Raw genomic sequence first — 24776 nt, forward strand, 5'->3', positions numbered from 1 at the left:
GTGAACGCCTGTGCCTTTGATCCTGTCCATCCAGTCTGAGCTGGACGAGCGCTCAGCCACCGCGGCAGCGAATCGGGCCCAGAAGGTCTACTCTGACGCCGCTCGCGACATGAGCAAGTCGCTGTCTGAGGGCTTGGCCAAGGGTGCGCGTGACGGTGGCCAGGCAATCGAGAAGATGGCCACTGACGCCCGCGCTGCCTACCAGCGCGTGGGCAACGCCACCGACGAGCTGAAGCGTCAAGAGCGGCAGCTGCGGGACATGCGTGAGCAGGGTGCCCGCGGCGTCGAGGTGCAGGCCGAACTGGTGCGCCGCGCTCGCCGCCAGGAAAAGGACGCCATCAAGGAGGCGGCCGCTGCGTACGAGGAGTACGAGCGCGCCGCCCGCAACGCTGGTCAGGCCGGCCAGGACGCAGGCACGTCGATGCTCGCGGGGCTCCGTGGTGCAGTTGCTGGCGCCAGCCAGTCTGGCGGCGACATGGCCACTGAGTTCGTCGGCGGCTTCGCGGGATCCTCTGCTCTGATGCGTCTCGGCGCTGCTGGTGGTCCGATCGGCCTGGCACTCGCCGGCGTGGCAGCGCTGGGCGTGATGTCGGGCAAGGTGCTCGGCGACAACATCATCGCGGGCCTGCAGACGATTCGGATGCAGGATCAGATGCAGGCGGCGATGGGTGTCGACGACGCATCCATGGCCCGGTTTGCCAGTGCTGCAGGCACCGCCTACGCCAACAACTTCGGCCAGTCGGTGCAGGACAACCTGGCGGCGACCAAGGCGGCACTACAGGGCGGCCTGATCGACCCGCGTGACACCGACGCGCAGATCCGCGGTGTCATCGAGCAGCTGCAGGGCGTCTCGTCCATCACCGGCTCGACGACTGACGAACTGTCGCGCTCCATAGCCACCCTGACGCGCACGGGTTTGGCCGGCTCTGTGTCCGACGCCTCCGACATCATCACGGCGGGATTCCAGTCAGGGCTCGACATCTCGGGCGACTGGCTCGACACCATCAACGAGTACTCGACCCAGTTCCGCAAGTTGGGCCTGGATGCCGACCAGGCGCTGACCCTGCTGCAACAGGGCCTTGAGGGCGGCGCGCGTGACACCGACAAGGTGGCCGACTCGCTGAAAGAGTTCTCGATCCGCGCGGTCGACGGCTCCAAGACGACAGCCGAGGGATTCGCGGCGCTGGGCTTCGATGCCGACGAGATGGGCCGCCGGTTCGCTGCCGGTGGCGAAAGTGCCCGGGTGGCGCTGTCCGCGGTGTTCACGGCGCTGCAGGCGATCGACGACCCGATGCAACAGTCGCTCGTCTGGACCAGCCTGTTCGGCACCCAGTTCGAGGACATGGGTGACGCGATCAACCGCTTCGACCTGTCGCCGGCGAAGAACCAGTTCGGCGAGCTCAAGGGTGTCGCCAACGAGGCGATGAACACCGCGTCGGACAACGCTGCGGCGAAGTGGGAGCAGGCAACCCGGTCAATCGAGCAGAGCATCACCAATCTGCAGACCAAGCTGGCCAGCAGCTTTACCCCGTTCATCACCAACCTGGCCACGGCGCTGGATGAGCTGATCAACAAGGGCGACCGCATCGCGCAGATGGAGGCCGACCGACTCGCCTCTGCAGCTCCCGGCGTGAGCATCTACCCGATGGGCCCACTCAGCCCCACCGACGGCGCGCTGCCTGGCCCCCTGCGCCAAGGCCCTCCGCTACCCGGTTCGGCGGCCGCCAACCCGAGCCTCAACGATCTACTCACGGGCAACGCCGGCGTCACGCCATCGTCTTCACTGCCGACCGATGAGTACTACAAGCGGCTCTACCCCACGCTCGGCGCCGATCCCAACGCGCCTGTGCCTGGCGCGCGCACGCCGATCCTCACCGACACCCAGCAGGCGGCACTCGATGCGGCGAACGGCGGTAGTGGCGACTCACTGCCCGACGCACCCGTGCTGCCCATCCAGTACACCGACACGTCCGGCATGCCCTCGTCGATCGCCAACGCCACCACGCGCCTCGACGAAGTGATGCACGCGGTCGCCGAGAAGGAAGCGCGGCTGAATCAGTTGCGCTCGTCGAATGTCGCTGAGGCCGAGGACATCCAGAAGGCTGAGAACGATCTGGCCAAGGCGCAACAGGATCAAACCCAGGCTGAGCGGTCACTGACCGACGCCAAGAACAACCTCATCGAGCAGCAGATCCGCGAGACGCAGAAGGGCATTGACGCTCTCGGCCGCACCTCGGATCAGCTTGGCCAGATCGGTGCGCAGATTGACCAGGACTTCGGCGTGTCCGAGGGTCTACCTGGCATCGCGGAGAACCTGACGAAGTTCCTGGCCAACCTGGCTTTTGCCCCTGTCTATGGCGCGCTCACCGGCATCCGTGAGGCCAACGGCTTCGGTCAGGGTGAGGCCGGCGGTGGGATGTTCGGTATCGCGGCGAGCCAAGGCGCTTTCGGTCCCGATTATGTGCCGGTGCCGCGGTGGGCGCGACAGGGTAGCGGCAGCGGCTCGGACTACGGCGTCACTCCTGGCGGCGTGCCGATCGCAGGCATGTCAGGCGGAACCCCGTACGCAGGCGTGCCCCTTGGAACCAGCGGCGACGTCACCAACCAACCCGGGCTCGACCTGATCCGCAGCATGGGGCTCAAGGGCACCACCTACGCCGGTCACACCAACGACGGTGCGCCCACTGATCGCGAGGTCGACGTGACCGACCCCTCTGGCGGGAATGGGCTAGCGCGCCTGGCTGAGTTCGCGCGTCAGAACCCCAGCCTGTTCGAGGAGTTCATCTACTCAGACCCCAGCACGGGGCAGGAGACAGGCATTCGCTCTGGGCAACTCGTCGGCCCCGGCACGGATCAACCGGGCTACTACGCGAAGAACTGGGCGGGCCACCAAGACCACGCCCACATCGAACCGGCCAAGGGTGGCGGCCTCGGGTTTGGCGATGGCCCCGACGAGACCATGTACGGCCCCGGCGGCACGCCGTGGTCGGCCAACTGGAACGCCATAGCCCAAGGTGAGTCGGGCGGTAACTGGCAGATCAACACCGGCAACGGCTACTACGGCGGCTTGCAATTCTTGCCGTCGAGCTGGGAAGCGGCTGGCGGACCTCAGTATGCGCCGCGAGCAGATTTGGCCACTCCGTACCAGCAGGCCATGGCGGGCGAGAGCCTCTTGCGGCAACAGGGGCCCGGCGCCTGGCCAAATACGTTCACGCCAGGCAGTGCCGGACCGATGCCCACCGGTGGACCCGGCTTAGCTGGCGCACCGCAGGGCATCGGCGGGCCGAGCCTTGGCCTCATGACGCCCGGCGGCCAGGCCGCCCCCTCGCAGTCCGCTACCGGCGGCCGCGCGTGGGGAGCGGGCCAGCCAGCATCTGGCGGCATCGGCTTTGGCGGCGGGGTGATCGGCGCGGCGATGAGCGCGGCAATGTCTACCGGCGGCGCCATGGCGGGCGGCATGGGCGGCGGCGCAGCAGCGGCAGGTGGCGATCTGGCTATGCAGCTCATCGGCCGCGCGATCGGCGCAGGCGGACAGTACGCGGGCAACGCAGTTGGCGGCGTCCTCGAGACCTTCTCACTCAACGGGTCCGCGCTCGGCGACCCCAGCGCATCGTGGTTTGGGCGTCTCGCTGGTGCAGCCGCAGGCATCCGGCCCGCCCTGCCCAACACTGCCGGTGAGCTCGGCGGCGAGCAGAACAAGGCGATGGCCGAAGCGGGATCCAAGCCGCTGACGCCCGAGCAGGCCGCGGCGGGCGAGGCCGCGAAGGCCGCCAATGGTGGCAAAGACGCGGCACCCGGAAAGCCGGGCGACACCTACAACACCACCATCAACAACCATCAGCAGCGCGACGAGGGTGGCAGCGGACGCGACGCCCAGGCTGCGATCATGGCTGGCCGAGCAGCGCAGGCGCCCACGCGATGATCCGGTACCCCATAGGCAAGCCGACGCCCCACGCGCTCTACGCCATCCGCAAGGGTGATCTGCCCAACGTGTCACTGACGTCCCCCAATGAGCAGATCTCCATCGACCTCATGGGCGGCCTGTCGATGGCCGACAAGATCGCCAACCCGGAATCCGTACAGGTCAAGAGCATTCGCGGGCTGATCGCACCGTGGGAAACCATCGACCAGCAGGGCGCCACCGAGGACGGCGTGTCATTCATCGACGCACTCTACGGAGCCACGGAGATCGACGTCGACGTCGACTTGTTCGCCCGCGACGCCAAGCACCTCCGCCAACTGCGCCGCCACCTATTCGAGTCTCTCGATGTCAAGCAGCAATCCGAACTCTGCTGGGAAACCCCCGAGTTGGGCTGCTGGTGGGCGCCGGTGCGCTTATGGAAGAAGCCGGACAACCCCGAGAACAACCCCAATCAGGCGCAACAGGCGCTGACTCTGCGACTTCGTGGCGACTCCGGGTTCTGGCAGTCGTGGCCGGACATCGATACCTTTGCCCTCGAATACGCCGACATGACCGAGACTTTCACGCTGAATCGCACGGCTGAGCGTGACCTCGGCCCGAACTGGCCGATGCGCTACGACGGCGACGGCGGCGGCTACCTGTACAGCAACGGCGACCACGCGCGGTGGCGCGATGATCCGGATGACCCGTGGACCACCCGTTCACGGTCAGTGGTCTGCGGTCCATACAAGGACTTCGCGACCGCCGGTAGTAATCAGATCGCGTCGATGGTCCTCGGCAGCTTCCCCGAATGGTCAGTGCCCGAGACCGGCGCCAATGACCTGTGGGCGCGTATGGGCCGCAATCTCGACGGATCGTGGAATGGCAACGGAATTCGGCTGCGCTGCACCACGAACATCGTGCATCTGTCGGCGTGGGTGGACTACGAGGTGGTGTGGCAGCGCAGCCAGCGGATGGGACTGGAGATCCTGCCCGGCATCTGGATTGGTGGCATTCCACCCTTCCCTGGTGACAAGTGGCAGCTCGCGGCTGGATTCGACGATGAGAGCGGCGGCCCGCGAATGTTCAAGGTGTACCGCAATGGGTCGACGATTCTGACTCACAAAGAGGTCGGCACGCAGTCGGTGATGAACGCCAGCCACCGCGGTATCGGCTTCGGTGTTCGGGCTGCTGGCGCGCTCATCACGCAGGCGACGCCGGCGATCGTGCGGAAGATCAGCGCGGGCGACAACACGCTCGCCGCCCAGACGGGATTCCTGAAGCGGCACAACGCGGGCGACCAGGACGCCTACGACGAATACACCGTCTACGGCCCGGCCACGAAGGTGGAGATCGCCAACGGTCCCGGCAGCACTGAACTCGTGGAGATCCGAGACCTGAAGGCCGGTGAGATCATGCACATCCGCACAGACCCGCGCCGCGGCGGAGTGTTCGACTACACCCCGCGCACAGGCAATGAGACCGCGCCGATGTTGTGGAACGCCAAGGTCACTGACCAGATGTACAAGAAGCTCCGGGGGCGGTTCACGAATGACTGCATGATCCCCGCCAAGCAGCCGGGCATGCGCGTCGCTGAGCACCTGGTCAAGGTGTCGATCACGGGCGGCAATGCGGACACGATGGTCATGGCTCAGCTGACGCCGCTGAGGCGTTACCCGCAATGACCACCGCGACTCAGCAGTACGAACTCGTCGAAGTACTGCACTCGCAGCTGCGCGCCGGCACTCTCGAGCAGCGTGCGGCAGCAGCGTCGCAGCTCGCCGAGATCAAGGCGACTGAGCAGACCGAGGTCGTCGTCACCCGATACGACAAGTTCTGGAACCGGGTTGGCGTCATCGGCGACTACATGGAACTCACCGCCGACATCCCCCGAAACACCACCCCGACATGTGATTTCGTGGTCAAGGGCGGTGACGGGATATCGACCGAGGGGCCGAGTGCTCCCGATCCGCATATCCCGGCACTGCGGAAGTGCCGCAAGGAACTTGTGCCGATCACCGTCGAGGTCGGTCCGGTGCGGTGGGCGGGATTCGTCGACCACACGAAGTACAACTTCAAGGATGGCAGGCGGACGCTCACCGCGAATTGCCTTGGCATATTTGACATCCTGAACTACATCTACGTTCTGCCGACGTGGTGGCTGCCGATCCAGGTGCAGCCGATCTCGCATGCGGTGTTCATCGGGCCGATCGTGTCGTGCATTGAGTCGATGATCGCCGAGCAGGCGTTGCGACTGCAGTCCGGCATGTGGGAGTTCGTCAACCAGGCACTGTCGCTGAACCCGGATATGCGGGCGTGGTTCGGAACTCTGTTGCAGCACAATGGCAATATCTTCCAGGCGCTCAAGACGCCGATGTATGTGGTGCGCACCAACATCTTGAAGGACACCAGCATGTTGGTGGCCCGCACGGTGCGCATGGAGAAGGTCGGCGCGGTCATCGAGGACATGACCAAGGCGTACGGCGTCGATGTCCGCATGGATCTGTGGATGCCCGGCGACCCGCAGCCTGACCGCTGGGCGAACCTGCAACAGCCGACGTACGTGGTCACCGTCAAGGACCGCCTGCCCGTCACCGGCCCAACCAACACGATCATCGACTCAATCCTCAAGACGGTCGTCGACCTCGGTGGCGCGTTCTTCGGCGAGATCCGTGGAGTCATCGAACAGGCACCCGGCGCTGAGGGCGTGTTCATCTCACGGCTGGCTGGCGTGGATTTCGAGCAGCCGATAGCGGTGCTTGTCGACGGTCCCGACACGCCGATGTTGGAGTTCTCGATCGACGACTACCACCCTCGTGGGCACACCATGCTCCTGGGTGGACGCAGCCCGACCTGGGTGAACAACCTGATCAACATCACCCTGTCGTGGTTGATCGACAGCCTCATGATTTTCATCGGGATCACCGGTGTGCCAAGCAATTTGCTCGATGGCTTCCTCAACGACGCCTTCCTCGCGTTCCAGTCGATCCAGCTCTACGATCGGCGCAACGAGGTGGGCCCATACGGCAGACCAGAGAACTTCCTGCCGACCGCCGCAGCCCCGTACAACATCGAGGCCATCTTCTCGTTCGTCAACCACATCTGGGATACGCGTGGATGGCGGGCGGCCACAGCGAAGTTCCGCAACGGCAAGCCATTCAGCCTCGGCAAGCACTTCGTACCGGGCGGAATGATGTCGATCGCCCACCGCGACACTCCATGGTCCGAGTGGGAGCTCTACACCGATTACGTCGAGCACATCTTCATCCGCGACAACCGCAACGAACGCGCGGAGATCACAGTCCAGATCGGCGACGCGAAGGCGCTTGAAGGTCCACTAGCTCGCACCCAGCGGTGGGCAACGGGAGCCATGGAAGCCGTGAACGTCCTCACGCTCGCGCCTCGCACGTCGAGTTAAGCAAGGAAGGCAACGGAATTGGCTACTCTCGCAGGCACGCCAGAAGAGATCATCGTCGACGGCGAGGAGTACTGGCAGCTCAAAGCGCTCCTTCGTGTCAAGAAGCATTGGCGGCCTGAGGATGGCGTCATGGTGGCGTTCGCGCCGCCCGGTGGTGTGGCGAGTTTCCCGGCGCTGGCCCAGGGTGCTCCTGGTCTGCCTCCGACGTTCCGTGAGCCGACCGTTGTCGAGCTCGACCCGGAGGATCCAACCCCGGCGTCGTTGCTGTTCAATCTCGTGACGCCGGGCACTGCTGAGACCGCGCCGCTGTATGACGTTGAGCTGACCATTCACCGTGGCGACGCGGGCGAGGATGGCACGCTGACGATCCTCACCGCCGATGACTTCGACGACACCGGCGCACAGGCGGGGTACGTGTTGGCGTTGAAGTCCGACGGGGCTGGTGGTTACAACGGCGTCGAGGCGATGTCCCTGAAGGTCGGCAACATGTACTGGCCGACGACGATCAACGTGTTGTCGAATGTGTCGGGTAGCAATGCGCTGGCGACTGTGGTGATCCCCGCGCAGCAGTTCGGGTACCGGCTGTGCGTGGAGGGTCAGCAGATCATCAGCCCAGACGGCGCGGATGTGCAGGTTGACTTGGTGGCGCGGCTCGGCGGCACGGGTACCGGAGACGGATCACTCGACGGTTTGGTGATCGCGCGCGGCCAGGGTTTGTCTGGTGGTGCGGTGCAGAACCTCATCTTCTCGCCATCGCCGCCGGTGGGGAGTACGAGTGGTTTCGGTGAGGTCGCCGATGGGGCGGGCCGCGCTGTCTTCATCCGCTGCGAGCAGGTCGGCAGCGGCACCGACACTTTCGACACGGTGTCTGGTCGCGGTCTGTTCAGCGTCCGCGTTGAGGCGTTACGTTGACCGCACCCCGGGGCACGTCGGGTAATGAGCCGGTCACTGCGCCCGGCATTCACGACAAGCCGCCATCCAAGCCGCCCACCCTGGATTCACGGTGGGTTAAGGGTGTCGCCAATGCGGGCATGTTCCGCATCGGCGCGACGATCCTGTATTGGATCGCTGGTGTCGAGGTGTTGGGCGGCAACCCATTCGGGTTCCTCCGCGGCTGGGCTGACGATCTGGCCGACCGCGCGAACGACGCCTACAACGGTGCCATCAACGCGCAGATCAGCGCCGATGATGCGGGTTCAACAGCAGCCAATGCGATGCAGGAGATCAACGCGATCAAGGCGCAGCTTTCCGCTGGCGACGGCGTGTACTACTCCGAGGACCTGAACTATCCCGATGCGGCTACCCTCTCAGCACCGTATGTGCTGTATACGTCGGGTCCGGGCGGCGGGTCGTATGGTCCGAATGGCAACAGTGAGCTGGCATGGAAGCCCGGCTTCGGCCCCTCTTACCGGTCAAACATCTATCGACATCCGGACTTCCATATCACGGGAAGCAAGTTCGGTTGCGCGATGGTCATCACCAAGCAGCCCGGAGAGATCATCGCAACGAACCGCCCGCGGGTGTTCTTGGGTGCCGCGGATGCATCGGGCAACGGTGTCGCAATGTCCCTATCCAACAACCGGGTTGCCCTCGTGACTCTGGCGGCGGGTGTGCCCAGTTCCGATATTTCGCCCGTGTCCCGCGCCCCATCTAACGGGGACAATTACGAGTTCTACTTCGGTACGTCTACTGACCCCGATGAGGCGACGATCAAACGCAACGGCCAGGTGGTGTGGTCGTCTTCATCTACGGGAATTTCGTTGTCCTCCAATGTTTATCTGATGGTGGGCGGTGAGGGAATCGCATACGGCTTTGGACAGTCGGGTTGTTCCCGAATTGGATCTTTCACATTCTTCGAAAGCGACCTCTAGGAGCATGATGGGAACATCGGTTTTCGATGATGATGGCCATGTTGAGCTGGACAGTTTCGAGACGATGTGCGCCGTACTGCGTGAGGTGTACGAAGGTCAGCTCGGCAAGTGGAGGGGCAGTGTTTCGGGGCTTCCGACGTCGGGCGGGCCGGGCTATGTGCTGGAGCTGAATCCCGACCCTGACCAGCCTGACCGCCCGCCGGGACTGGCCGCCGTGTTCGGTGATCATTTGCAGAAGCTGCGGCCATTCTCGCTGGGGTTCATCGTCAAGATGACCGCCGAGGAGTACGCCGCCGAGTACCCGGCAGGTGACTGATGCCCATCAACTTCACCATCACTCACGATGCCCTCACCAACGATGTCGTGGACACCACCGGCGATGTCGCTGAAGTGGCGGTCATTGGCTGGTTGACGTTCACGCCGCAGGTGCCCGAGGGTCGGCCAGCGCTTGCCCCAGAGCGGACACCTCGGCCAGCTAGCTACTGGTTCCGGCCCTTCCGTGGATACCTCGATGCAGATGGCAGGCTGAAAGACGCGCCCGGCGGAACCGTGGGGATGCGCCTCTGGGCGAATGACCCGATCTTTCAACTGACGAACCTGCCGTACCGGGTGAGCAGCGGGGAGCTGACCGACAGCGCTGGTCGGTCAATTCCGTTCGATAGCTTCGTGTTTAATGCACCGAGCACTGATGTGGTGAAGAAGCTCACCGAGTTGCAGCCGGTCCCGCGCGCTGGCGGTCAGGGAATCTCCCAGGGGTTGCGTGGTGACCTGGTGGCGTGGGAGCCCTACGCAGACGGCCCTCCTGCTCTGTTCCGTCAACGCAATGTCCGGACGGGGGAGTGGATCGGCGAACCGGTTGACCTGGTGACCATGACAGATCTGGCGCCGAAGGTTGCGGAGCGGATCGCCACCGACATGCCCGCAGCCCTCCAAGAAGCAGTACCACCAGCAGTCGCGGACTTTGTGTCCGGCAACATCGGCGCGGGTGTGGTGTCGGGGTCTGCCCCAGGCACGATTGCGGTGTCGCTGTTCGGGGAGACGACAGACGATTTCAACCCGCTGCCCGCCTCCTTGGACAGCCTTGCGGGCAAAGAGCGGATCCCGCGGAAGCTTCGCAACGAGATCGACCTTCGGGAGTGGGTTGCCAGCGAATCGCAGCTACCCAACGACGGGGAATCCGACGCTGCACCCTTGCTGACAACCGCGATGAACGACGTCATCGCCCTGTACGCCTCCACCGAGCTGATCAACTACGTCCGAGTCCCAGCGGGCCGGTATGCCAGCGGCAGCCGCCTCACACCGCCAGTCGGTGGGCATTTCGGTATCCGCGGCGAAGGCATGAACCAGACAATCTTTATGACCCCACCCACCTTGTCGTGGTTCGGTATGTCCGCCACCGAAGACATCCCTGAGGGTGAATTCCCGTGGCATGACATCTACTTCGAAGACTTCACCATCGACGGGTCCGCACAGTCCGCCGACGCGGCATACACGGTCGGGTGGAAAGGCTTCATCGGTCACCACCTCAAAGACACCTATCTGCGGCGGGTGCGGGTCCGCAACACCCACGCCACCGGCTTCGGTCTAGACCTGTGTGACAACCTCTGGTTGATCGAATGCGTCGCCGAGAACTGCGGGCGCGGCCGGCGGGTGTCCAACCCCGATCCCGAAACCCGCTACGGCTCGGGCTCCGGGTTCGGTATCGGGTTCGGCGACAACCCCGACGAAATCGTTTACGTCGTCAACAGCATCGGCCGCCGTAACGGCGCAGTGGCCATCATCGCGTTCGGAATCGGCGTGGCCGTGGCGATGTGCGACTGCCACCACCCGAGCCGGAAATTGCCGTCACTCAAGGAGTCTCGATGACCGTCACTCGCGCGAATGTCGAGGCGACCAAGGCGTTCATCCGCGCACGCCTGGGCAACCCGTACGTCTACGGCGGTGCGTTGTCGACGAACATTCGGCAGGGCACTGACTGTTCCGAGGTGTGGCAGACGGTCCTGGAGATGGTGCACGGTCGCTGGGTCCCCGGTCGACAGGCCGAGGGTGCGACTACCGAGTCCTACCGCTACATCCCCGTCGGCGGCGTCGGACCATTCGGCACCATCCGAGTTGCCCACTGGAACGACATCCCCGCGAATGCGGCAGCCAAGCTGGCGTTCCACCACGGACCCGGCGGCGGGGCGCGCTCACACATGTGGGGCGACCTCGACGGGATGCTCATCGAATCCGGCGGCGGCAAGGGTCTCGTCACCGCACCGCGCGCCCTGGCCATCGCCGACCCGTATGGCCACGCCTGGGCATACCTTCCCGGTCCGGTCACCGGCGCCGCCGGTGACATGCCCACGCTCGGCGTCGGGTCCACCGGTCCGCATGTCTCCCAGCTCCAGCACCGCCTCAACCGCGACGGCGCCGGGCTGGAGGTCGACGGCCAGTTCGGACCGCTCACCGCAGCAGCGGTGAGCGCGTTCCAGCGGCGCACGGGCGTCACCGGCGACCCGGCCGGCGTCGTGGGTCAGGCGACATGGAGAGCGCTGGGGATCTCGACCAGCACCCCCGTGCCACCGCCGGACCTGACCCGCGCCGAGCGGTACGCGCTGCGGATCATGGCCGAGGGGCGCCGCCTGAACATCACACCCCGCGGCATCAAGATCGCCTACGCCGTCGGCCTCGTCGAGACAAACCTGACGATGTACGCCAACCGCAAAGACCCGGCGTCTTTGGCGATTCCTCACGATGCTGTCGGCCAGGACCACGACAGCTCAGGTATCTACCAGCAGCGCCCACCCTGGGGATCGATCCAAGACCGGATGGACGTCGAGGCATCGACCCGCATTTTCTTCACCATCGACCGGGGTCCGGGTGTGCGTGGGCTGACCAAGATCCGCGACGCCGCCGGACGCATCTACGACTACAACGACCCGGCCCGCACGCCCGGTTTCTACGCCCAAAAGGTCCAGGGCTCAGCCTTTCCCGAGCGCTACGACCAGCGGTTCGCGGAGGCCGAACGGCTCTACGACAAGCTCGCCAATCTCGCTACCGCTGACCCCTGGGAGGAACTGCTCGCCATGAAGATTCAATCTCGATCCCCGTACGCCACACCTGGCGAGCCGCCCGTCGACGCCGCGGTCATGATCGCCACGTCTGACATGGTGTCGCACCGCCTACTCACCGAAGAGGATGCCCGCGACGGCGATATCGATGCGATCCGCCGACTCGCTCGAACGGCGGCCGGCCAGGGCCCAAACCCCACGCCCGCAAGGATCCGCCGCGCAGCCCGAATCCTCAACGAGATCGACGAAGCCAACCCTGAGTACATCCTCGCTGCCACCCCCGGAAGGGCCTGACTGCCATGAAGATCCGCGAATACGCCAAGGCCATCGCCGCGCTGCTCGGCGCCATCGCCACGTTCCTCGTCTCCGTCAACGCGCCAGCGGAGTGGTCAGTCTGGATCGGCAGTGTCGTCGCCATCCTGACCGGCGTCGCGACCTTCGGCATCCCCAACAAGACGATCATCCCTGCAGCCGCCGACGCCGCGATCACCGCCATGCAGCAGACCGCCGAGAGGGCCGCTGGATCGCTCAGTGACTACGACCGCGTGCGCCAGGCCGCCAGCGACATCCTCGGGTCGGCGGCATCAATCGGCGCGGCTGTCATCCCCGGTCGCGTCGGTGATCTCATCCAAGGTGTGTCTGATTTCGACGGCCGGGACTGATGCCCACCTGGACCCCCGAGGTCTGGAACGAGTTCCGCGTCGGCGGCTTGGTCGTCGTCATGGCCGCGGTCTTCTACTGGTCCCTGATCACCGAGCGGCTCGTCATCGGCAAGACGCACCGCCGCGAGATCGACAGCCGGGACCGCACCATCAGCCTCCTGGAGACGCGCAGCACCAAGGATGCCGAGTCGATCTTCACACTCAGCAGCACGGTGACCGAGGGGACGGCACGCGAGGATGCCATCGCGCACATGATGGCCGCCTTCCGAGAAGCCCTGGAGAGACAGTGATCTGGCCGTGGGGTCGGCGGCGACGTGCCGCGCTTGATGAGGCGGCACGTCAGCGGGAGGCGGATGCCGTGCGGCAAGTCCACGAAGCCGAGAGCCGTCTGCAGATCGCTCAGCAGCTCGCCGCCGCTCACAATCGCGCAACCGCCCGCGTCCGCCACGAGCTTGCTGTCAACGGATTCACCGAGCGCATGCAAGAAGCAATGCAGAGAAGGGGTGCGTGATGCGCTGGGTCTATGGCGGCGGCCTGGGGATCATCCTCGCTACGTTCCTCGCCGATGGCATCGGCCTGCCTGTCGACTACCGGCTCGCGGCGAACTGGTCGCTGACGTTCTTCGCGGTGTTCGTGACCGCGTTCACGATCCGCTACGGCTTCTGGTCGAACTGGCGCGCCAACCGGATCGGCGTGATCCTGCTGGCCAAGAGCGTCTTTCTGTCCGTGGCCGTCTGGCAGATCGTCGCGTCAACGTGGATCGGCCAGGACTACCCGTATCGCCAGCAGATCAGGTTCATCATCTACGCGTTCGGGGCGCTTTCCTACCTGACGATGGTGGTCACCCTCTGGCGGGAACAGCGCCGCGACCGGGCTGAACTGAGCGCCTCGGTGTTCGACCGGCGAAAGTGAAGTGCGCACCGTGTTGACCTGTCCTACTGTCTGACCGCAGCGGGTACCCCTTCTGCTCTCTCCAATCAGCAGCGCGAAACGCACCCCCGCACCGCCCCCACCCTTCGAGGTGGGGGCGGTTTCGTCGTCTGCGGGGTCTACCATCGCCGGATGCATCCGCAGCGCCGCACCGAGATCCGCATGGAAGACATCACGTTGATCGTGCGACCACCGGGCAACCCGCAGGCGATCAAGGTGTTCACCGACGACACCCGCGCCGAAGCTGAGCTGTACGCCACCGAGCGCGGTGCAGTGGTCGAGACGCTGCCGCTCGAGCAGCCTTAGAGGTCGAACCCCACCAACGTCAGCACATCGCCCACCTCAGTGCCCGGCCGTCGCATCGTCAGCAGGTTCATCGTCAGCTTCCGCGCATCAGCCTTCGAATACAGCACCGTCCGGAAAACACCCTCCCGACCGTTCTCCACCTTCACCCATTCGACCAGCCAGACTGTGAACCCCGGGACCGCAGTGATGTCATGCGGAGGCGGTTGATAGTCATCAGTCTGGGTGACCGTGATGCGGGTGACGAACGTGGGCAACCTTCAGCAGCCGTAGACATATCGCGCGGTCGAAGTGAACACCGCGGCTGATTCGTAGTCACTGATGTTCCCAGCGTTGACGAGCCACTCGTTGACGTAGGCAGGTGAGGAGCCGACGGCGAACTCATCGCACGCCTGATGGGCTCGGGTGATCATCAGGTCGGGCTGGAAGATCGTCCAGCCCTGCTGCCGTAGCGAATCGATGAACACGACGTTGAGCTGCGCCAGGGTGGGGCGCACGGGCATCGGCACGGGCGCTTGCACGGTGACCGTTTCTGGCGGCGGCCGTCGCATCGCGGCCGTCTCGACCGGCTCGGGATCTGGGCGCTTGGTCGTCGTCGTCGGCACGGGGGTCGCGCTCGTCAGCGTCGGCTCCGCAACCGCCGGCGCGATCGTCACCGTCGTCGTGGTGCCCACCGGCGCCGCGACAGGTGTGGACTCTGGAGCCTTCTGCACATGCACCAGGGCCAGCGTCCCAGCACCCGCGATCAGCACCAGCGCGCCGGCCACCGCGGTCCGCGCGATCCACCGCGGCCGGTACGGGGCGACCTCGGGACTGTCATCAATCGACCACGCCAGCGATGCCTCGGTCGCGTCGACGGGACGGGCGAGCTTAGTGGGGGGTTGGTCGTCGGTCATCAGCGGTCGAAGATGCGAGACATTTCGGCGCGCTTGTCGGAGAGCTGAACTTCCGTGAAGACCGCGCTGAGCACGGCTAATGACAGGAAGATGCAGGCAACCACGCGCACCCACGTTGCGCCGCGAAGGATGAACGCCACGGCCGTGCCTCCAGCCGCAACGGCTGCCCCGGTCCAAATGAGCCCAGATCCCGTCATGAGAGACACGGACTGCATCGACATGACGAATCCGATGGCCACGAGCACGCACGCGCCGACGGCCACCGAGGCCTTGTTGCCTCCGTCATCGTGGCGAGCGTGCGACTGTACCCATTCGGCGCCGTTCCAGTAGATGCGTCGGCTGGGGTTGCTCGGATCTGGATACCACCCCGGGGGGCTTACCGGCGGCGGCACCGTCACAGCGGCCACGTCCCGTATGGCCACAGCGCATAAATCAGGCCCGCCGCGGCGACCGAGTAGGCGACGATGAGCCAGGCGAGGATGCCCTTACTAATGCGCGGGGCCGCTTTGTCGGTCCACTCGGAACCGTCGAAGTAACGAGCCGCGCCGTCTGGATGTGAATACCAACCTGCCGGGACAGCAGGTGGTGGCAGATTCTCCCCCATGTGCGGGGATCGTAGCTGAGATACAACCGCCGCGTCAGGCGATCAGGCTGCAGCCCTGAAGGGGTCGAGCTTATTGATGGCCTCATGACGGCGGTGATCGGGGATTTTGAGGTAACCCTGGGTCGTGGCCAGCGAGGAGTGTCTCAGCAGGTCTTGGACGGTGCGAATGTCGTTGCCGTCATCGAGCAGGGTGGTGCCGAACCAGTGTCGGAGCTTATGCGGGGTACCCGCAATCTCGGCCCGGCGCATAGCAAGGCTGATGATGTGCGACACCGACTTGCCCAACACGTGCTCGCCCGCACGAGTCGCATTGGCGGGGAACCAGAACTCGTGACTCGGCATGGTGGCAGCAGCTTCGATCAGCAGAGGGTGCAGCGGAATTGTGCGCGCCTTGCGGTTCTTTCCGTCGACCCAGATTGACGGCACGGAGGTATCGATGTGCGCACCTCGCACGGCGGCGATTTCACTGACGCGTAGCCCGGCGAGGACGGCAAGCAGAATCATGACCCGCGTCCGGTGGTGCATCCGAACCGTTAGCAGCTTGACCAGCGCGTTGTCCGACACGGGCCGCGGTTCCTTGTCGGGCGAGCGTGGCCGACCAACCTTGATCATGGGGTTGTCGAGCCGGTGATCCTGGAGTTGGAGCCAGAGGTACCAGGCCTTTAGGTAGCCGTGATACGTGCAGGCGGTGCCCGGTGACCAGTCGTTGCGATGGCGAGCCAGCCAGTTTGCTATCTCAATCGGTTTGGCGCTACACGGCTGCAGTCGTTCCTCCGCCGCAAACTGCGTAATAATCCGCACCCGTTCGGAAATCACCGTGTAGGAGTTCCGCGCTCCATGCATCGAGAGGGTCCAGTCGTCCAGGTGGGTGATTTGCGTGGCTGTCATGTTCTTTACTTCGCTGTGAACTGGCTGGGAGTTTCGTAAAGTGATCCTTTTCGCAATCACTTCAAAGCGCGAATCTGCATGGGGATTTCGTTGGTCCGATCCCGGTATGTGCCCAGCTCAACGACGTTATCGGTGCATCCATCTTCGGAGCAGAAGGCCGCAGGTTCGAATCCTGCCGGGGGCACCATCTTGATCTGGCATCTGCCGTTCAGGTCGCCAAGCGGCCACCGCCAACACAGCGAAACTGCGCGGACACCTCCAGGCGCCCCCGTGTCTACCCCCACCCTCAGCCCGGGAACCGGTCCATCAGCATCGCGGTCCCATCTTGGCGTCGATGAGCATCGATGAGCGGGACCAGTCGCGTGAAATGTTCACTGCCGCAGTGGATGTCAAGCGCCGCCCGATCCGGCCATTCCTCGACGAAAACGAAATGCCCAGGGACTTCCTGATCTACGAACAGGTCGTAGGCGATACAGAGCTCTTCCTGCCGCGTCTTCTCGACCAGTTCCCGATACAGCGGCGTGACGATCTCGATGGCTTCCGGCTTGATGAAGTCCTGGGCGATGACCTTGAGCATCAGATGGGTGTCCTTTGATCGGTACCGCCCCGAACCGCAGGGCTCATCGGGACGGGGTCGGATCTTCCCCGGAGGGTAGCGACACCGCCGGCGGCTGTTCGCCGCAACCTCCCGCAACTCTGGATCGGCGTTGTGATCCACCTCATAGTTGGCCCGATCACCCCGCCATCTGCAAGGAGCGACATCGATGTCGACTACGCACGTCCCGCCGAACGCGGACGCCGCCGGCCCCAGACCCATGGTCACGACAACCGACCCAGCCACACCGGAGCTGCCGCGGAATCGGTGGGTGGTGTCCGGGCTGGCCAACCTCGCCGCCGTCATCGCGCTGTCGCTGGCCGGTTGGTATCTGCTGGCCGACCCCGAGGTCAGCCCGTGGAGCTTCTACCCGCTGCCGTTCAACGCCGCATTATTCTGGGCGATTCTGTTTGTGGTGTTCATCGGGTTCAACGCCGAGTTCGCCGGTTTCAACCGATTCAGCCAACCGCTGCGGGGACTCCTGATCACCTGCACCACCGTTGTTTTCGCGGTGGGCATGACCTGGCTGCTGTCCGCGGGGCTCGGCAGTCTCAACCCCGACTTCGCCGCGGAGCGGGCCGGCGGTCTCGGGTACTTCACCGGGGCGCTGTTTGTGCTGTTCGGCTTCGGCACCTTCGTGATGGCAGTCTTGAACTGGCAACACTGGCCGTGGCCACAATTGGGACTGAAACAACCCGCCATCGGCATGGCCGAGGTCGCGGCGGTGGCCGGCCCCACCTTGGTGTTGTACTTCGTCATCGGCCTGCCGTCGGTCACCCTGGCCGACGCCAGCCCCTTGCTGTCACTCGATGTTGTTCTGGGCTGGTTCTACTGCGTCATCGTCTCGGTCCTGCTGACCGGGCAGACCCTGGACAACTGGCCATGGCGGCTGGCGGGCAGCCCGGCCCGGGTGGCGTTGGCCGCCACCGTCGGGAACCTGACGCTCGGCACCGCCTTCTACTTCGTCGCCGTCCCACTGATCAAAGCGTTGTTCGGCGCGCAGACCAGCGACGCACTCGGCAGCGCCATCGCGCAGTATCCGGCTCAGCTCGGCGTCTGCTGGGCGTTCTGGATCATCTTCTGGGCCAACGCGTTCGGTAATCGGCCGACCGGTTTCAGCGATGCGGCCAACAACATCATCCGCACCGCTGTGACGTTTGCGCTGGGCCTGCTCACCTTCCTCTTCTACTACCGGTTCGCGGCCCAGCACATCCTCCACGAGCCGTCGGTGGCTCCGGGGATCAGCGGCAATGCGCTCGGGTTCCTGGACTGGATGGTGCTCATCACGCTGCTCTACGTCGTCGCGTTCGAATCGCTTGGCCTACGACGCCTGGCCAGCGACAAGCCGTAACGCCACAAAACGCACGCAAAATGCATGTTTGTCCAAGCCGCCGATTTTCAGCAACTCCGTCTGTATTCAACCATGGAGTTTCCTCCCGATCCGCTGTGGAGTCGTGCAGCGCTGCGCGGTACTTCTATACCGTGAGTCCAACGCATCCTCCCCCGGACTGGATGCAGGACGGTGACGAAGAGACCCATGGCCAAACACATCATCTGTGCGGGACTGGCTGTTGCCGGGATCGGTGCGGCCCTGCTGGGTGGCACCGCCCCCGCCAACGCCTCGGAGATCAAGGCGGACCCGTCGACGGTGACCGCCAGCTCGGGAGCGGGCACCCAGGTTCGAACGTCGGCAGTACAGGGCGATGTGCGTAATTCGGGCACCCAGGGCCAGATCCGCAGCAACATCAAGGCGGTGCCGGGGGTCAAAGCGAGCCCGATGCCCACACCCAACAGCTGCACCGAGGTCCTGAGCTACACCTGCGACTGACAGCGGGCATGCCCGCACACCGGCCCGACCTGCGTAAAGCCCGGGCCGGTGTGTCGTACCTTTGGATCGATGCGAATCGCGGTGGTGGAGGACGACGACGGTCTGGGTGACGCTCTTGTCGAAGCACTGACCGAAGTGGGCCACGCCCCGATCAGGATGCACCGGGGCGCTGACCTGCTGCTCGGACACCGCGATGTCGACCTCGTACTCCTGGACCTGGGTCTGCCCGATATCGACGGCCTGACGGTGCTGCGTCAGTTGCGCGCCGTCAGCCAGATCCCGGTTGTTGTCCTGACCGCACGCGACGACGAACGCTCCGTGGTGCGGGCACTGCGAGGCGGCGCCGACGACTACGTGGTGAAGCCGGCCAGGCTCGGCGAGCTGCGGGCCCGCCTGGAGGTCGCCGGCCGCCGGCGCGGCCAGACCTCCGAGTCGACGGTCGAGATCGTCACCATGGACGACATCGTGGTCGACCTGGGTGCCCGGCGTATCGACATCGACGGTCACGAGGTGTCGCTCACGCCCAAGGAGTTCGACCTGCTCGCCCAGCTGGTGATCCGGCGCGGCGAGGCCGTCAGCCGTCAACAACTCATGGACGCGATCTGGGGTGACGCCTACGTGGCCATCTCACGCAGCCTCGATGTCCACATGACCTCGCTGCGCGCCAAGCTCGGGCGACCCGACCTGATCGCCACCATCCGCGGTTACGGCTACCGATGGAGCGCATGACGTGTGGCGGCGGGTGCTCCTGGTCCTGGTGGCCTACTCGGCGATTGTTGTGGTCGGTCTCGCCGTTCCGCTGGCGCTGACGGTAAGCCGGGAACGACTCCAGCGTTTCGGTGAGAGTCGTTTTGCCACTGCCTCGTATTTTGCTGACCTGGCGGCCCGTGACCTGACCCCCGGCGACCTCGAATTACAGGAAGCGGTGAATCGGTACCACTCGCTCTACGGCGAAGGCCTGGTGGTGGTCGACAGGGACGGCGGTGCGCGGGCCGCGGCGGGCATCGGTACCGAGTCCGCCGATGTGGGCAATGCGATCTCCGAGGCCCTGCGGAATCAGCGAACGAGTGTGCCGTCGACATTGACACCGTGGTCCCATCCCGACGTGTTGATCGCGGTCCCGGTCGGGACCGGCACCCAGGTCGACGGGGCCGTGGTGCTGTCCGCGTCGACGGCAGCGGCGGCCGGTGACGTTGCCCGGGCCTGGGCGGTGATCCTCGCGGGCGCAGTGGGATTGCTCGCGGTGGTCTCGGTGATCGCCGTGGCGCTGTCTCGCTGGACGGTCCGGCCCCTGACGGCACTGTCGGCCCGGGTGAACTCCGTGGGCGCCGCCGCACTCGACCGGCTCCCGGTCGCCCTCACCCCGACATCCGCCGCGTCAGCTGGGAAGACGAGGTACGCCGGCCCACCGGAGGTACGCGAGCTCGCCCGGGTCTTCGATGCCATGGCCGACAACGTCGAGGCAGCCGCGCTCGCCCAGCGCCGACTCGTGGCCGACTCGGCGCACGCACTGCGAAATCCTCTGGCCGCACTGCGAATACGTCTGGACACTCTGGGTATGCGGCTGTCCGGTAAGTCCGCCGAAGTTCATCGCAAGACCACGCTGGAAGTCGACCGGCTCAGCGGCATCGTCGCCGATCTCCTGGCGCTGGCCACTGCGGAGTCGCGGCCGTTGGAGCACACCAGCCGCCCGTCGTGCGACGTGGGCGCTGTGGTGGCGGGCCGGCACGAGTTCTGGTCGGGTGCGTTCGCCGCAGCGGGAATGGCGGTGACAGTTCTCGACGCGACGCCGACACAACCCCAGGCCGCGATCACCGAGGACGACCTGACGCAGATCCTCGATGTGCTGCTGAGCAACGCAGTGAAGTACGCCGGTGCAGGAACCACCGCCGAAATAGGGTGCCGGGCAACCGAAAACGCGGTGACGGTGTGGGTATCGGACTCCGGGCCCGGAGTTCGGCAGGAAGATCTGCCGTTGCTCGTCAACCGCTTCTACCGGGCGTCGAGCACCGTCGGCCAGGGCACCGGGCTGGGCCTGGCCATCGCGCGAGCACTCACCGAACGGGCCGGCGGCGTGCTGACGGTCAGTGCGTGCCGGCCATCCGGTCTCCGGGTGGAGCTCACGCTGCCCCATCCGTCGTGAGCAGCAATTCGCCAATGTAGTGACATGTGCACAGATATCGACAGATGGGATAATCTGCAGCGGTGAACGCCAAGGAGAATCTCGCTTTCGAGGCTCTCTCTGACCGGGTCCGCCGCCAAATCCTGGCCGTTCTCGGAGAAGGCGGCGAGGTCACCGTCAACGACATCGCCGAGCGCGTCGGTGTGGTCGGCCGAACCACGATTTCCAGCCACCTGCGGGTGCTGCGGACCTCTGGCGTGGTGCTCGAGCGGCGGGATGGACGCCACCGCTACTACTCACTCGACACCGAGGGCGCGGTCCGCGACGCATTCATCTATCTGCAGGGTCTGCTGCAGCAAGGTGTCGAGTCGAACCTGACGGGCCGCGACGCCGCGGATACCGACACGGCAACAACTGCGGCGCCAAAATCCTCGCGAAAGCGCAACGTCAGCTGAGCTCGCCGCTCAGCCGAGGGCACACCGTGAATGACTCGCCGCCGTGACCCAGACGTTGACCAATACGGCAACGTTGACGGCGGAGTCTGTTGTGGACCTCGACGCCGAGAAGGCTTTTGGGCTCTTCGGCCGCCCGGAGTCGCAGTCCTGGCTGTTCGCCGCCCACTGCGACGTGGTCCGCGTCGGCGCGGCCGTGAGCCTGCGGCTCCCCCATGACGACGGGTCGAGCCGCTTCGGGGTCGACCTCCTGGGCCACATCGCCGAGGTGCGGCCGAATTCATCGATCACCATCGCGCACACCCAGCCGTGGGAAGGGCGTATCCGGCTGCGCTTCGACCGCGCCGGATGGCAACGCACCCGGGTCCGGGTACGTGCCGACGTCGGCGCCGACGGCGTTGCGTGGCTCATCCGGCGGACCGGGATAGTCCTTCCCACACCACCGGTCAGTCCGGGTGCGGTGCGCATCGGAATGCTGACCTCGAAGTCGGGCCCAGGCGCGATGTACGCCATCGCCACCGAACACATGGCTGAGCTGGCGGTGGAGGAGATCAACAACAACGGCGGCGTCGCCGGCCGCACACTGGAGCTTGTTGTCGCCGATGACGGATCAGATCCGGCCACTGCGGCAGCCGAGACACGACGGCTGCTGCATGCCGGCTGCCGCGCGATCTTTGTGGTCGCCACCTCGAGCAGCTTCGCCGCCGCCCGTCGCGTCGTCGGCCGCAACGACGTTTTGCTCGTGCACGCCGTGATGAACGAAGGCGGCTCCTTCACCCCGCAGGTGATCCGGTTCGGAGAACGGCCCGCCCGGATGATCGAGGCGCTGGCGGGACCATTGATGAAGACATCCGGAGCGCGCAACTGGTACCTCGTCGGCCACGAGTACAGCTGGTCCTACGGTGCCCATTTCGCCGCCCGGGCCGGGTTGGCCCGCGCCGGCGGCCGAGTCGTTGGCGACCGTTATACCCCGTTGGGCACCAACAACTTCGGGACGATCATCGAACAGATCAACGCCTCCCGAGCCGACGTCGTCATGTCCTCACTCGTCGGCGCCGACGACGCGATGTTCCAGCGCCAGTGTTATGTGGCCGGCCTGCGCGCCACCACCAAGGCCGTGTCGCTGGTGTTGGACGAATCGACGTGCGAGCATATCGGCGCGGCGGCCGCCGAGGGGATCTGGACGGCCAAGAGCTATTTCGAGGGCAGCGACGAAGCCGGCAACCGCGATCTGCTGACGGCCTACCGCGACCGGCACGGGCCGTTTGCGCCGCCGCTGTCGAGTCTGAGCGAAACCGTCTACGAATGCATCGTCCAATACGCCCGGACCGCGGCCGGTGACATCGACGCCACCGCCGCTGCGCACGGTCGCGCCTTGGGCGAACGCAGTCACGGTCCTGACAGCAGGATCGGCCGCCGGGACCTGCAATCACACACCCTCTACCTCGCCGAAGTGCGTGGGGCCCGCTTGCAGGTCTTCGACAAGACCAGCTGAGTTCCGCACCGCATCTTCCCGCACCGCATTTCTGCCGCGTAAAGAAATATGTCGATACGTCGATGAGTATTGACGCATCGACGTAGCGCTCTTAGCCTCGATCCACCGATGAATTGGCTGGTCATGGGGTGTCGGAATGAGGAAAGTGCCCTCTGAACTGGAATGATTGGTGTTCTCTACGCAACAATCATGTCCGGCAAGAAAGGCACTTCCGGTGCAAGTCTCGCACAATTTCTTGGCCGCGTCGGCGCTGTTCGATGATGAGCATCTCGTGTCGTGTGCCGGGTTGGTACCGGTGATGACGCTGGCCAGCCAGACCGGGCTGTCTGACCTGCTGGGCAACAAGATTCGCATCGCGGCACCGCGGATCAAGTCCGGGTCAGCCAATCCGTCGCCGAAGCTGACCACCCTGATCGCCGCGATGTGTGCCGGCGCTGACTGCATCGATGACCTCGACATCGTGCGTGCCGGCGGGATGAAAACCCTCTTCGGCGGCGTGTACGCCCCATCGACGGTCGGAACCTTGCTGCGTGAGTTCACCTTCGGGCACGCCCGCCAACTCGAGTCCGTCCTACGGGAGCATCTGGGCAGCTTGTGTCAGCGCGTCGAGGTGTTGCCCGGCGCCAACGAGCGGGCGTTCATCGATATCGATTCACTGCTGCGCCCAGTCTATGGCCACGCCAAACAAGGCGCCTCCTACGGACACACCAAGATCGCCGGGAAACAGATCCTGCGCAAAGGCCTGTCCCCGTTGATCACCACCATCAGCACCGATCACAGCGCCCCGGTGATCGCCGGAGCCAGGTTGCGGGCAGGCAAGACCAACTCCGGCAAAGGCGCGGCCCGGATGATCGCCCAAGCGGTCGCCACCGCCCGTGCCGCCGGAGTCACCGGACAGGTCCTGGTGCGCGGCGACTCTGCCTACGGCAACAGCACCGTCGTGGCCGCCTGCCGTCGCGCCGGTGCCCAGTTCTCGCTGGTACTCACCAAGTCGGCCACCGTCGCCGCAGCCATTGACTCCATCAGCGACCACGACTGGATCCCGGTCAAGTATCCCGGCGCGGTGCGTGACCCCGACACCGGCGGATGGATCTCGGACGCCGAAGTCGCTGAAACCACCTACACCGCCTTCAGTTCCACCAACCGGCCCGTCACCGCGCGGTTGATCGTGCGGCGCGTCAAAGACGCCCGATTCCCCGACGCACTGTTCCCGGTATGGCGGTATCACCCGTTCTTCACCGATACCGACGAACCGGCCGACGCTGCCGACATCACCCACCGCCGCCACGCGATCATCGAAACCGTCTTCGCCGACCTCATCGACGGACCCCTGGCCCACATGCCCTCAGGCCAGTTCGGGGCGAACTCGGCCTGGATCCTGTGCGCCGCGATCTCCCACAATCTGCTGCGCGCCGCTGGCGTCCTGGCCGGCGGCGCCACCAACGCCGTCGCCAGAGGGGCCACGTTGCGACGACGCATCGTCAACATCCCGGCCCGGCTGGCCCGACCCCAACGACGACCGATCCTGCACCTTCCCAGCCACTGGCCCTGGACACAACACTGGCTCACATTGTGGCGCAACACCATCGGACACAGCCCACCGCTACCAGCAACACCCTGACCACCCCGCCGAACAGGCCCTACCGGAGCACACAGGAAAAGCTGGGCAGACCAGCAGCTACCCGCTGCCAGCACAACGACCGACCGGCGCCATCACCTCAGAACCACATCCATCAGGTCAGTCCACGGATCGAGGCT

General features: G+C 65.2%; 26 protein-coding genes. 20 read left to right on the forward strand and 6 right to left on the reverse strand.

Annotation, left to right across the window (positions count from 1 at the left end; translation table 11 throughout):
• Positions 1–10 precede the first annotated feature (10 nt).
• The 13 genes from WBB07_RS17695 (at position 11) to WBB07_RS17755 (ending at position 14141) form a co-directional block, all read left to right on the forward strand.
• The gene (locus tag WBB07_RS17695) at positions 11–3922 is read left to right on the forward strand and encodes a transglycosylase family protein (protein WP_526309703.1); all 3912 of its coding nucleotides are present in this window, start codon (positions 11–13) and stop codon (positions 3920–3922) included.
• The gene (locus WBB07_RS17700) at positions 3919–5586 is read left to right on the forward strand and encodes a DUF7257 domain-containing protein (protein WP_526309704.1); all 1668 of its coding nucleotides are present in this window, start codon (positions 3919–3921) and stop codon (positions 5584–5586) included. The genes WBB07_RS17695 and WBB07_RS17700 overlap by 4 nt, the downstream gene beginning before the upstream one ends.
• Entirely contained in the window at positions 5583–7319 is a 1737-nt protein-coding gene (locus WBB07_RS17705; protein WP_526309705.1) for a Gp37-like protein, read from the forward strand. Before WBB07_RS17700 ends, WBB07_RS17705 begins: the two co-directional genes overlap by 4 nt.
• Positions 7320–7337: 18 nt before the next feature.
• Positions 7338–8231 (forward strand): hypothetical protein, encoded by an 894-nt coding sequence (locus WBB07_RS17710; RefSeq protein ID WP_526309706.1) that lies wholly within the window; start codon positions 7338–7340, stop codon positions 8229–8231.
• Positions 8228–9190, forward strand: a complete 963-nt coding sequence (locus WBB07_RS17715; protein WP_526309707.1) for a hypothetical protein — start codon at positions 8228–8230, stop codon at positions 9188–9190. The genes WBB07_RS17710 and WBB07_RS17715 overlap by 4 nt, the downstream gene beginning before the upstream one ends.
• Positions 9191–9197: 7 nt before the next feature.
• Positions 9198–9506 carry a hypothetical protein gene (locus WBB07_RS17720; RefSeq protein ID WP_526309708.1) on the forward strand — a complete coding sequence of 103 codons (309 nt, stop codon included), beginning with the start codon at positions 9198–9200 and terminating at the stop codon, positions 9504–9506.
• A complete protein-coding gene (locus WBB07_RS17725) occupies positions 9506–11056 on the forward strand; it encodes a hypothetical protein (protein ID WP_526309709.1) in 1551 nt (516 codons plus the stop codon). Before WBB07_RS17720 ends, WBB07_RS17725 begins: the two co-directional genes overlap by 1 nt.
• Positions 11053–12537 carry a peptidoglycan-binding domain-containing protein gene (locus WBB07_RS17730; protein WP_526309710.1) on the forward strand — a complete coding sequence of 495 codons (1485 nt, stop codon included), beginning with the start codon at positions 11053–11055 and terminating at the stop codon, positions 12535–12537. Before WBB07_RS17725 ends, WBB07_RS17730 begins: the two co-directional genes overlap by 4 nt.
• Positions 12538–12542: 5 nt before the next feature.
• Complete coding sequence (locus WBB07_RS17735) at positions 12543–12905, forward strand: hypothetical protein (RefSeq protein ID WP_526309711.1); 363 nt, start codon at positions 12543–12545, stop codon at positions 12903–12905.
• Complete coding sequence (locus WBB07_RS17740; RefSeq protein ID WP_526309712.1) at positions 12905–13195, forward strand: hypothetical protein; 291 nt, start codon at positions 12905–12907, stop codon at positions 13193–13195. The genes WBB07_RS17735 and WBB07_RS17740 overlap by 1 nt, the downstream gene beginning before the upstream one ends.
• Complete coding sequence (locus WBB07_RS17745; RefSeq protein WP_526309713.1) at positions 13192–13416, forward strand: DUF7620 family protein; 225 nt, start codon at positions 13192–13194, stop codon at positions 13414–13416. The genes WBB07_RS17740 and WBB07_RS17745 overlap by 4 nt, the downstream gene beginning before the upstream one ends.
• Complete coding sequence (locus tag WBB07_RS17750; protein ID WP_526309714.1) at positions 13416–13817, forward strand: putative phage holin; 402 nt, start codon at positions 13416–13418, stop codon at positions 13815–13817. Before WBB07_RS17745 ends, WBB07_RS17750 begins: the two co-directional genes overlap by 1 nt.
• A 150-nt stretch (positions 13818–13967) precedes the next feature.
• Complete coding sequence (locus tag WBB07_RS17755; RefSeq protein ID WP_526309715.1) at positions 13968–14141, forward strand: hypothetical protein; 174 nt, start codon at positions 13968–13970, stop codon at positions 14139–14141.
• Here the strand turns inward: WBB07_RS17755 and WBB07_RS17760 are convergent.
• The 6 genes from WBB07_RS17760 to WBB07_RS17785 form a co-directional block, all read right to left on the reverse strand.
• Entirely contained in the window at positions 14138–14395 is a 258-nt protein-coding gene (locus WBB07_RS17760; protein WP_526309716.1) for a hypothetical protein, read from the reverse strand. The two genes, WBB07_RS17755 and WBB07_RS17760, sit on opposite strands and share 4 nt — an antisense overlap.
• Before the next feature lie 3 nt (positions 14396–14398).
• Entirely contained in the window at positions 14399–15034 is a 636-nt protein-coding gene (locus tag WBB07_RS17765; protein WP_526309717.1) for a DUF732 domain-containing protein, read from the reverse strand.
• Positions 15034–15441, reverse strand: a complete 408-nt coding sequence (locus tag WBB07_RS17770; protein ID WP_526309718.1) for a DUF2510 domain-containing protein — start codon at positions 15439–15441, stop codon at positions 15034–15036. Before WBB07_RS17770 ends, WBB07_RS17765 begins: the two co-directional genes overlap by 1 nt.
• On the reverse strand, positions 15429–15638 hold the full coding sequence (locus tag WBB07_RS17775) for a DUF2510 domain-containing protein (RefSeq protein ID WP_526309719.1): 210 nt from the start codon (positions 15636–15638) through the stop codon (positions 15429–15431). The genes WBB07_RS17770 and WBB07_RS17775 overlap by 13 nt, the downstream gene beginning before the upstream one ends.
• Before the next feature lie 42 nt (positions 15639–15680).
• Positions 15681–16526: a site-specific integrase gene (locus WBB07_RS17780; RefSeq protein WP_526309720.1), complete on the reverse strand. Its 846-nt coding sequence runs from the start codon at positions 16524–16526 to the stop codon at positions 15681–15683.
• 286 nt (positions 16527–16812) lie between these two features.
• A complete protein-coding gene (locus WBB07_RS17785) occupies positions 16813–17103 on the reverse strand; it encodes a putative quinol monooxygenase (protein WP_526309721.1) in 291 nt (96 codons plus the stop codon).
• Between the two features lie 187 nt (positions 17104–17290).
• On the opposite strand from WBB07_RS17785, the gene WBB07_RS17790 reads away from it, so the two are divergent.
• The 7 genes from WBB07_RS17790 (at position 17291) to WBB07_RS17820 (ending at position 24639) form a co-directional block, all read left to right on the forward strand.
• Positions 17291–18472, forward strand: a complete 1182-nt coding sequence (locus WBB07_RS17790) for a hypothetical protein (protein ID WP_526309722.1) — start codon at positions 17291–17293, stop codon at positions 18470–18472.
• A 171-nt stretch (positions 18473–18643) separates the two neighbouring features.
• Positions 18644–18949 carry a hypothetical protein gene (locus tag WBB07_RS17795; RefSeq protein ID WP_526309723.1) on the forward strand — a complete coding sequence of 102 codons (306 nt, stop codon included), beginning with the start codon at positions 18644–18646 and terminating at the stop codon, positions 18947–18949.
• A gap of 69 nt (positions 18950–19018) precedes the next feature.
• A complete protein-coding gene (locus WBB07_RS17800; protein WP_526309724.1) occupies positions 19019–19678 on the forward strand; it encodes a response regulator transcription factor in 660 nt (219 codons plus the stop codon).
• Position 19679: 1 nt separating this feature from the next.
• Complete coding sequence (locus tag WBB07_RS17805) at positions 19680–21092, forward strand: sensor histidine kinase (RefSeq protein ID WP_526309725.1); 1413 nt, start codon at positions 19680–19682, stop codon at positions 21090–21092.
• 62 nt (positions 21093–21154) lie between these two features.
• Positions 21155–21526, forward strand: coding sequence for an ArsR/SmtB family transcription factor (locus WBB07_RS17810; RefSeq protein ID WP_526309726.1), 372 nt, complete (start codon positions 21155–21157; stop codon positions 21524–21526).
• Positions 21527–21569: 43 nt separating this feature from the next.
• Entirely contained in the window at positions 21570–23018 is a 1449-nt protein-coding gene (locus tag WBB07_RS17815) for an ABC transporter substrate-binding protein (protein ID WP_526309727.1), read from the forward strand.
• Positions 23019–23232: 214 nt separating this feature from the next.
• Complete coding sequence (locus WBB07_RS17820) at positions 23233–24639, forward strand: IS1380 family transposase (protein WP_083740161.1); 1407 nt, start codon at positions 23233–23235, stop codon at positions 24637–24639.
• Positions 24640–24776 lie beyond the last annotated feature (137 nt).

This window comes from Mycobacterium sp., assembly GCF_049647605.1.
GTDB lineage: Bacteria > Actinomycetota > Actinomycetes > Mycobacteriales > Mycobacteriaceae > Mycobacterium.

What these genes read in the sequence shown, in the direction of transcription:
- WBB07_RS17700 (WP_526309704.1), top strand. Translation starts at nt 3,919, where the DNA reads ATGATCCGGTACCCCATAGGCAAGCCGACGCCCCACGCGCTCTACGCC.
- WBB07_RS17705 (WP_526309705.1), top strand. Translation starts at nt 5,583, where the DNA reads ATGACCACCGCGACTCAGCAGTACGAACTCGTCGAAGTACTGCACTCG.
- WBB07_RS17720 (WP_526309708.1), top strand. Translation starts at nt 9,198, where the DNA reads ATGGGAACATCGGTTTTCGATGATGATGGCCATGTTGAGCTGGACAGT.
- WBB07_RS17725 (WP_526309709.1), top strand. Translation starts at nt 9,506, where the DNA reads ATGCCCATCAACTTCACCATCACTCACGATGCCCTCACCAACGATGTC.
- WBB07_RS17730 (WP_526309710.1), top strand. Translation starts at nt 11,053, where the DNA reads ATGACCGTCACTCGCGCGAATGTCGAGGCGACCAAGGCGTTCATCCGC.
- WBB07_RS17735 (WP_526309711.1), top strand. Translation starts at nt 12,543, where the DNA reads ATGAAGATCCGCGAATACGCCAAGGCCATCGCCGCGCTGCTCGGCGCC.
- WBB07_RS17740 (WP_526309712.1), top strand. Translation starts at nt 12,905, where the DNA reads ATGCCCACCTGGACCCCCGAGGTCTGGAACGAGTTCCGCGTCGGCGGC.
- WBB07_RS17750 (WP_526309714.1), top strand. Translation starts at nt 13,416, where the DNA reads ATGCGCTGGGTCTATGGCGGCGGCCTGGGGATCATCCTCGCTACGTTC.
- WBB07_RS17755 (WP_526309715.1), top strand. Translation starts at nt 13,968, where the DNA reads ATGCATCCGCAGCGCCGCACCGAGATCCGCATGGAAGACATCACGTTG.
- WBB07_RS17765 (WP_526309717.1), bottom strand. Translation starts at nt 15,034, where the DNA reads ATGACCGACGACCAACCCCCCACTAAGCTCGCCCGTCCCGTCGACGCG.
- WBB07_RS17775 (WP_526309719.1), bottom strand. Translation starts at nt 15,638, where the DNA reads ATGGGGGAGAATCTGCCACCACCTGCTGTCCCGGCAGGTTGGTATTCA.
- WBB07_RS17780 (WP_526309720.1), bottom strand. Translation starts at nt 16,526, where the DNA reads ATGACAGCCACGCAAATCACCCACCTGGACGACTGGACCCTCTCGATG.
- WBB07_RS17785 (WP_526309721.1), bottom strand. Translation starts at nt 17,103, where the DNA reads ATGCTCAAGGTCATCGCCCAGGACTTCATCAAGCCGGAAGCCATCGAG.
- WBB07_RS17790 (WP_526309722.1), top strand. Translation starts at nt 17,291, where the DNA reads ATGTCGACTACGCACGTCCCGCCGAACGCGGACGCCGCCGGCCCCAGA.
- WBB07_RS17800 (WP_526309724.1), top strand. Translation starts at nt 19,019, where the DNA reads ATGCGAATCGCGGTGGTGGAGGACGACGACGGTCTGGGTGACGCTCTT.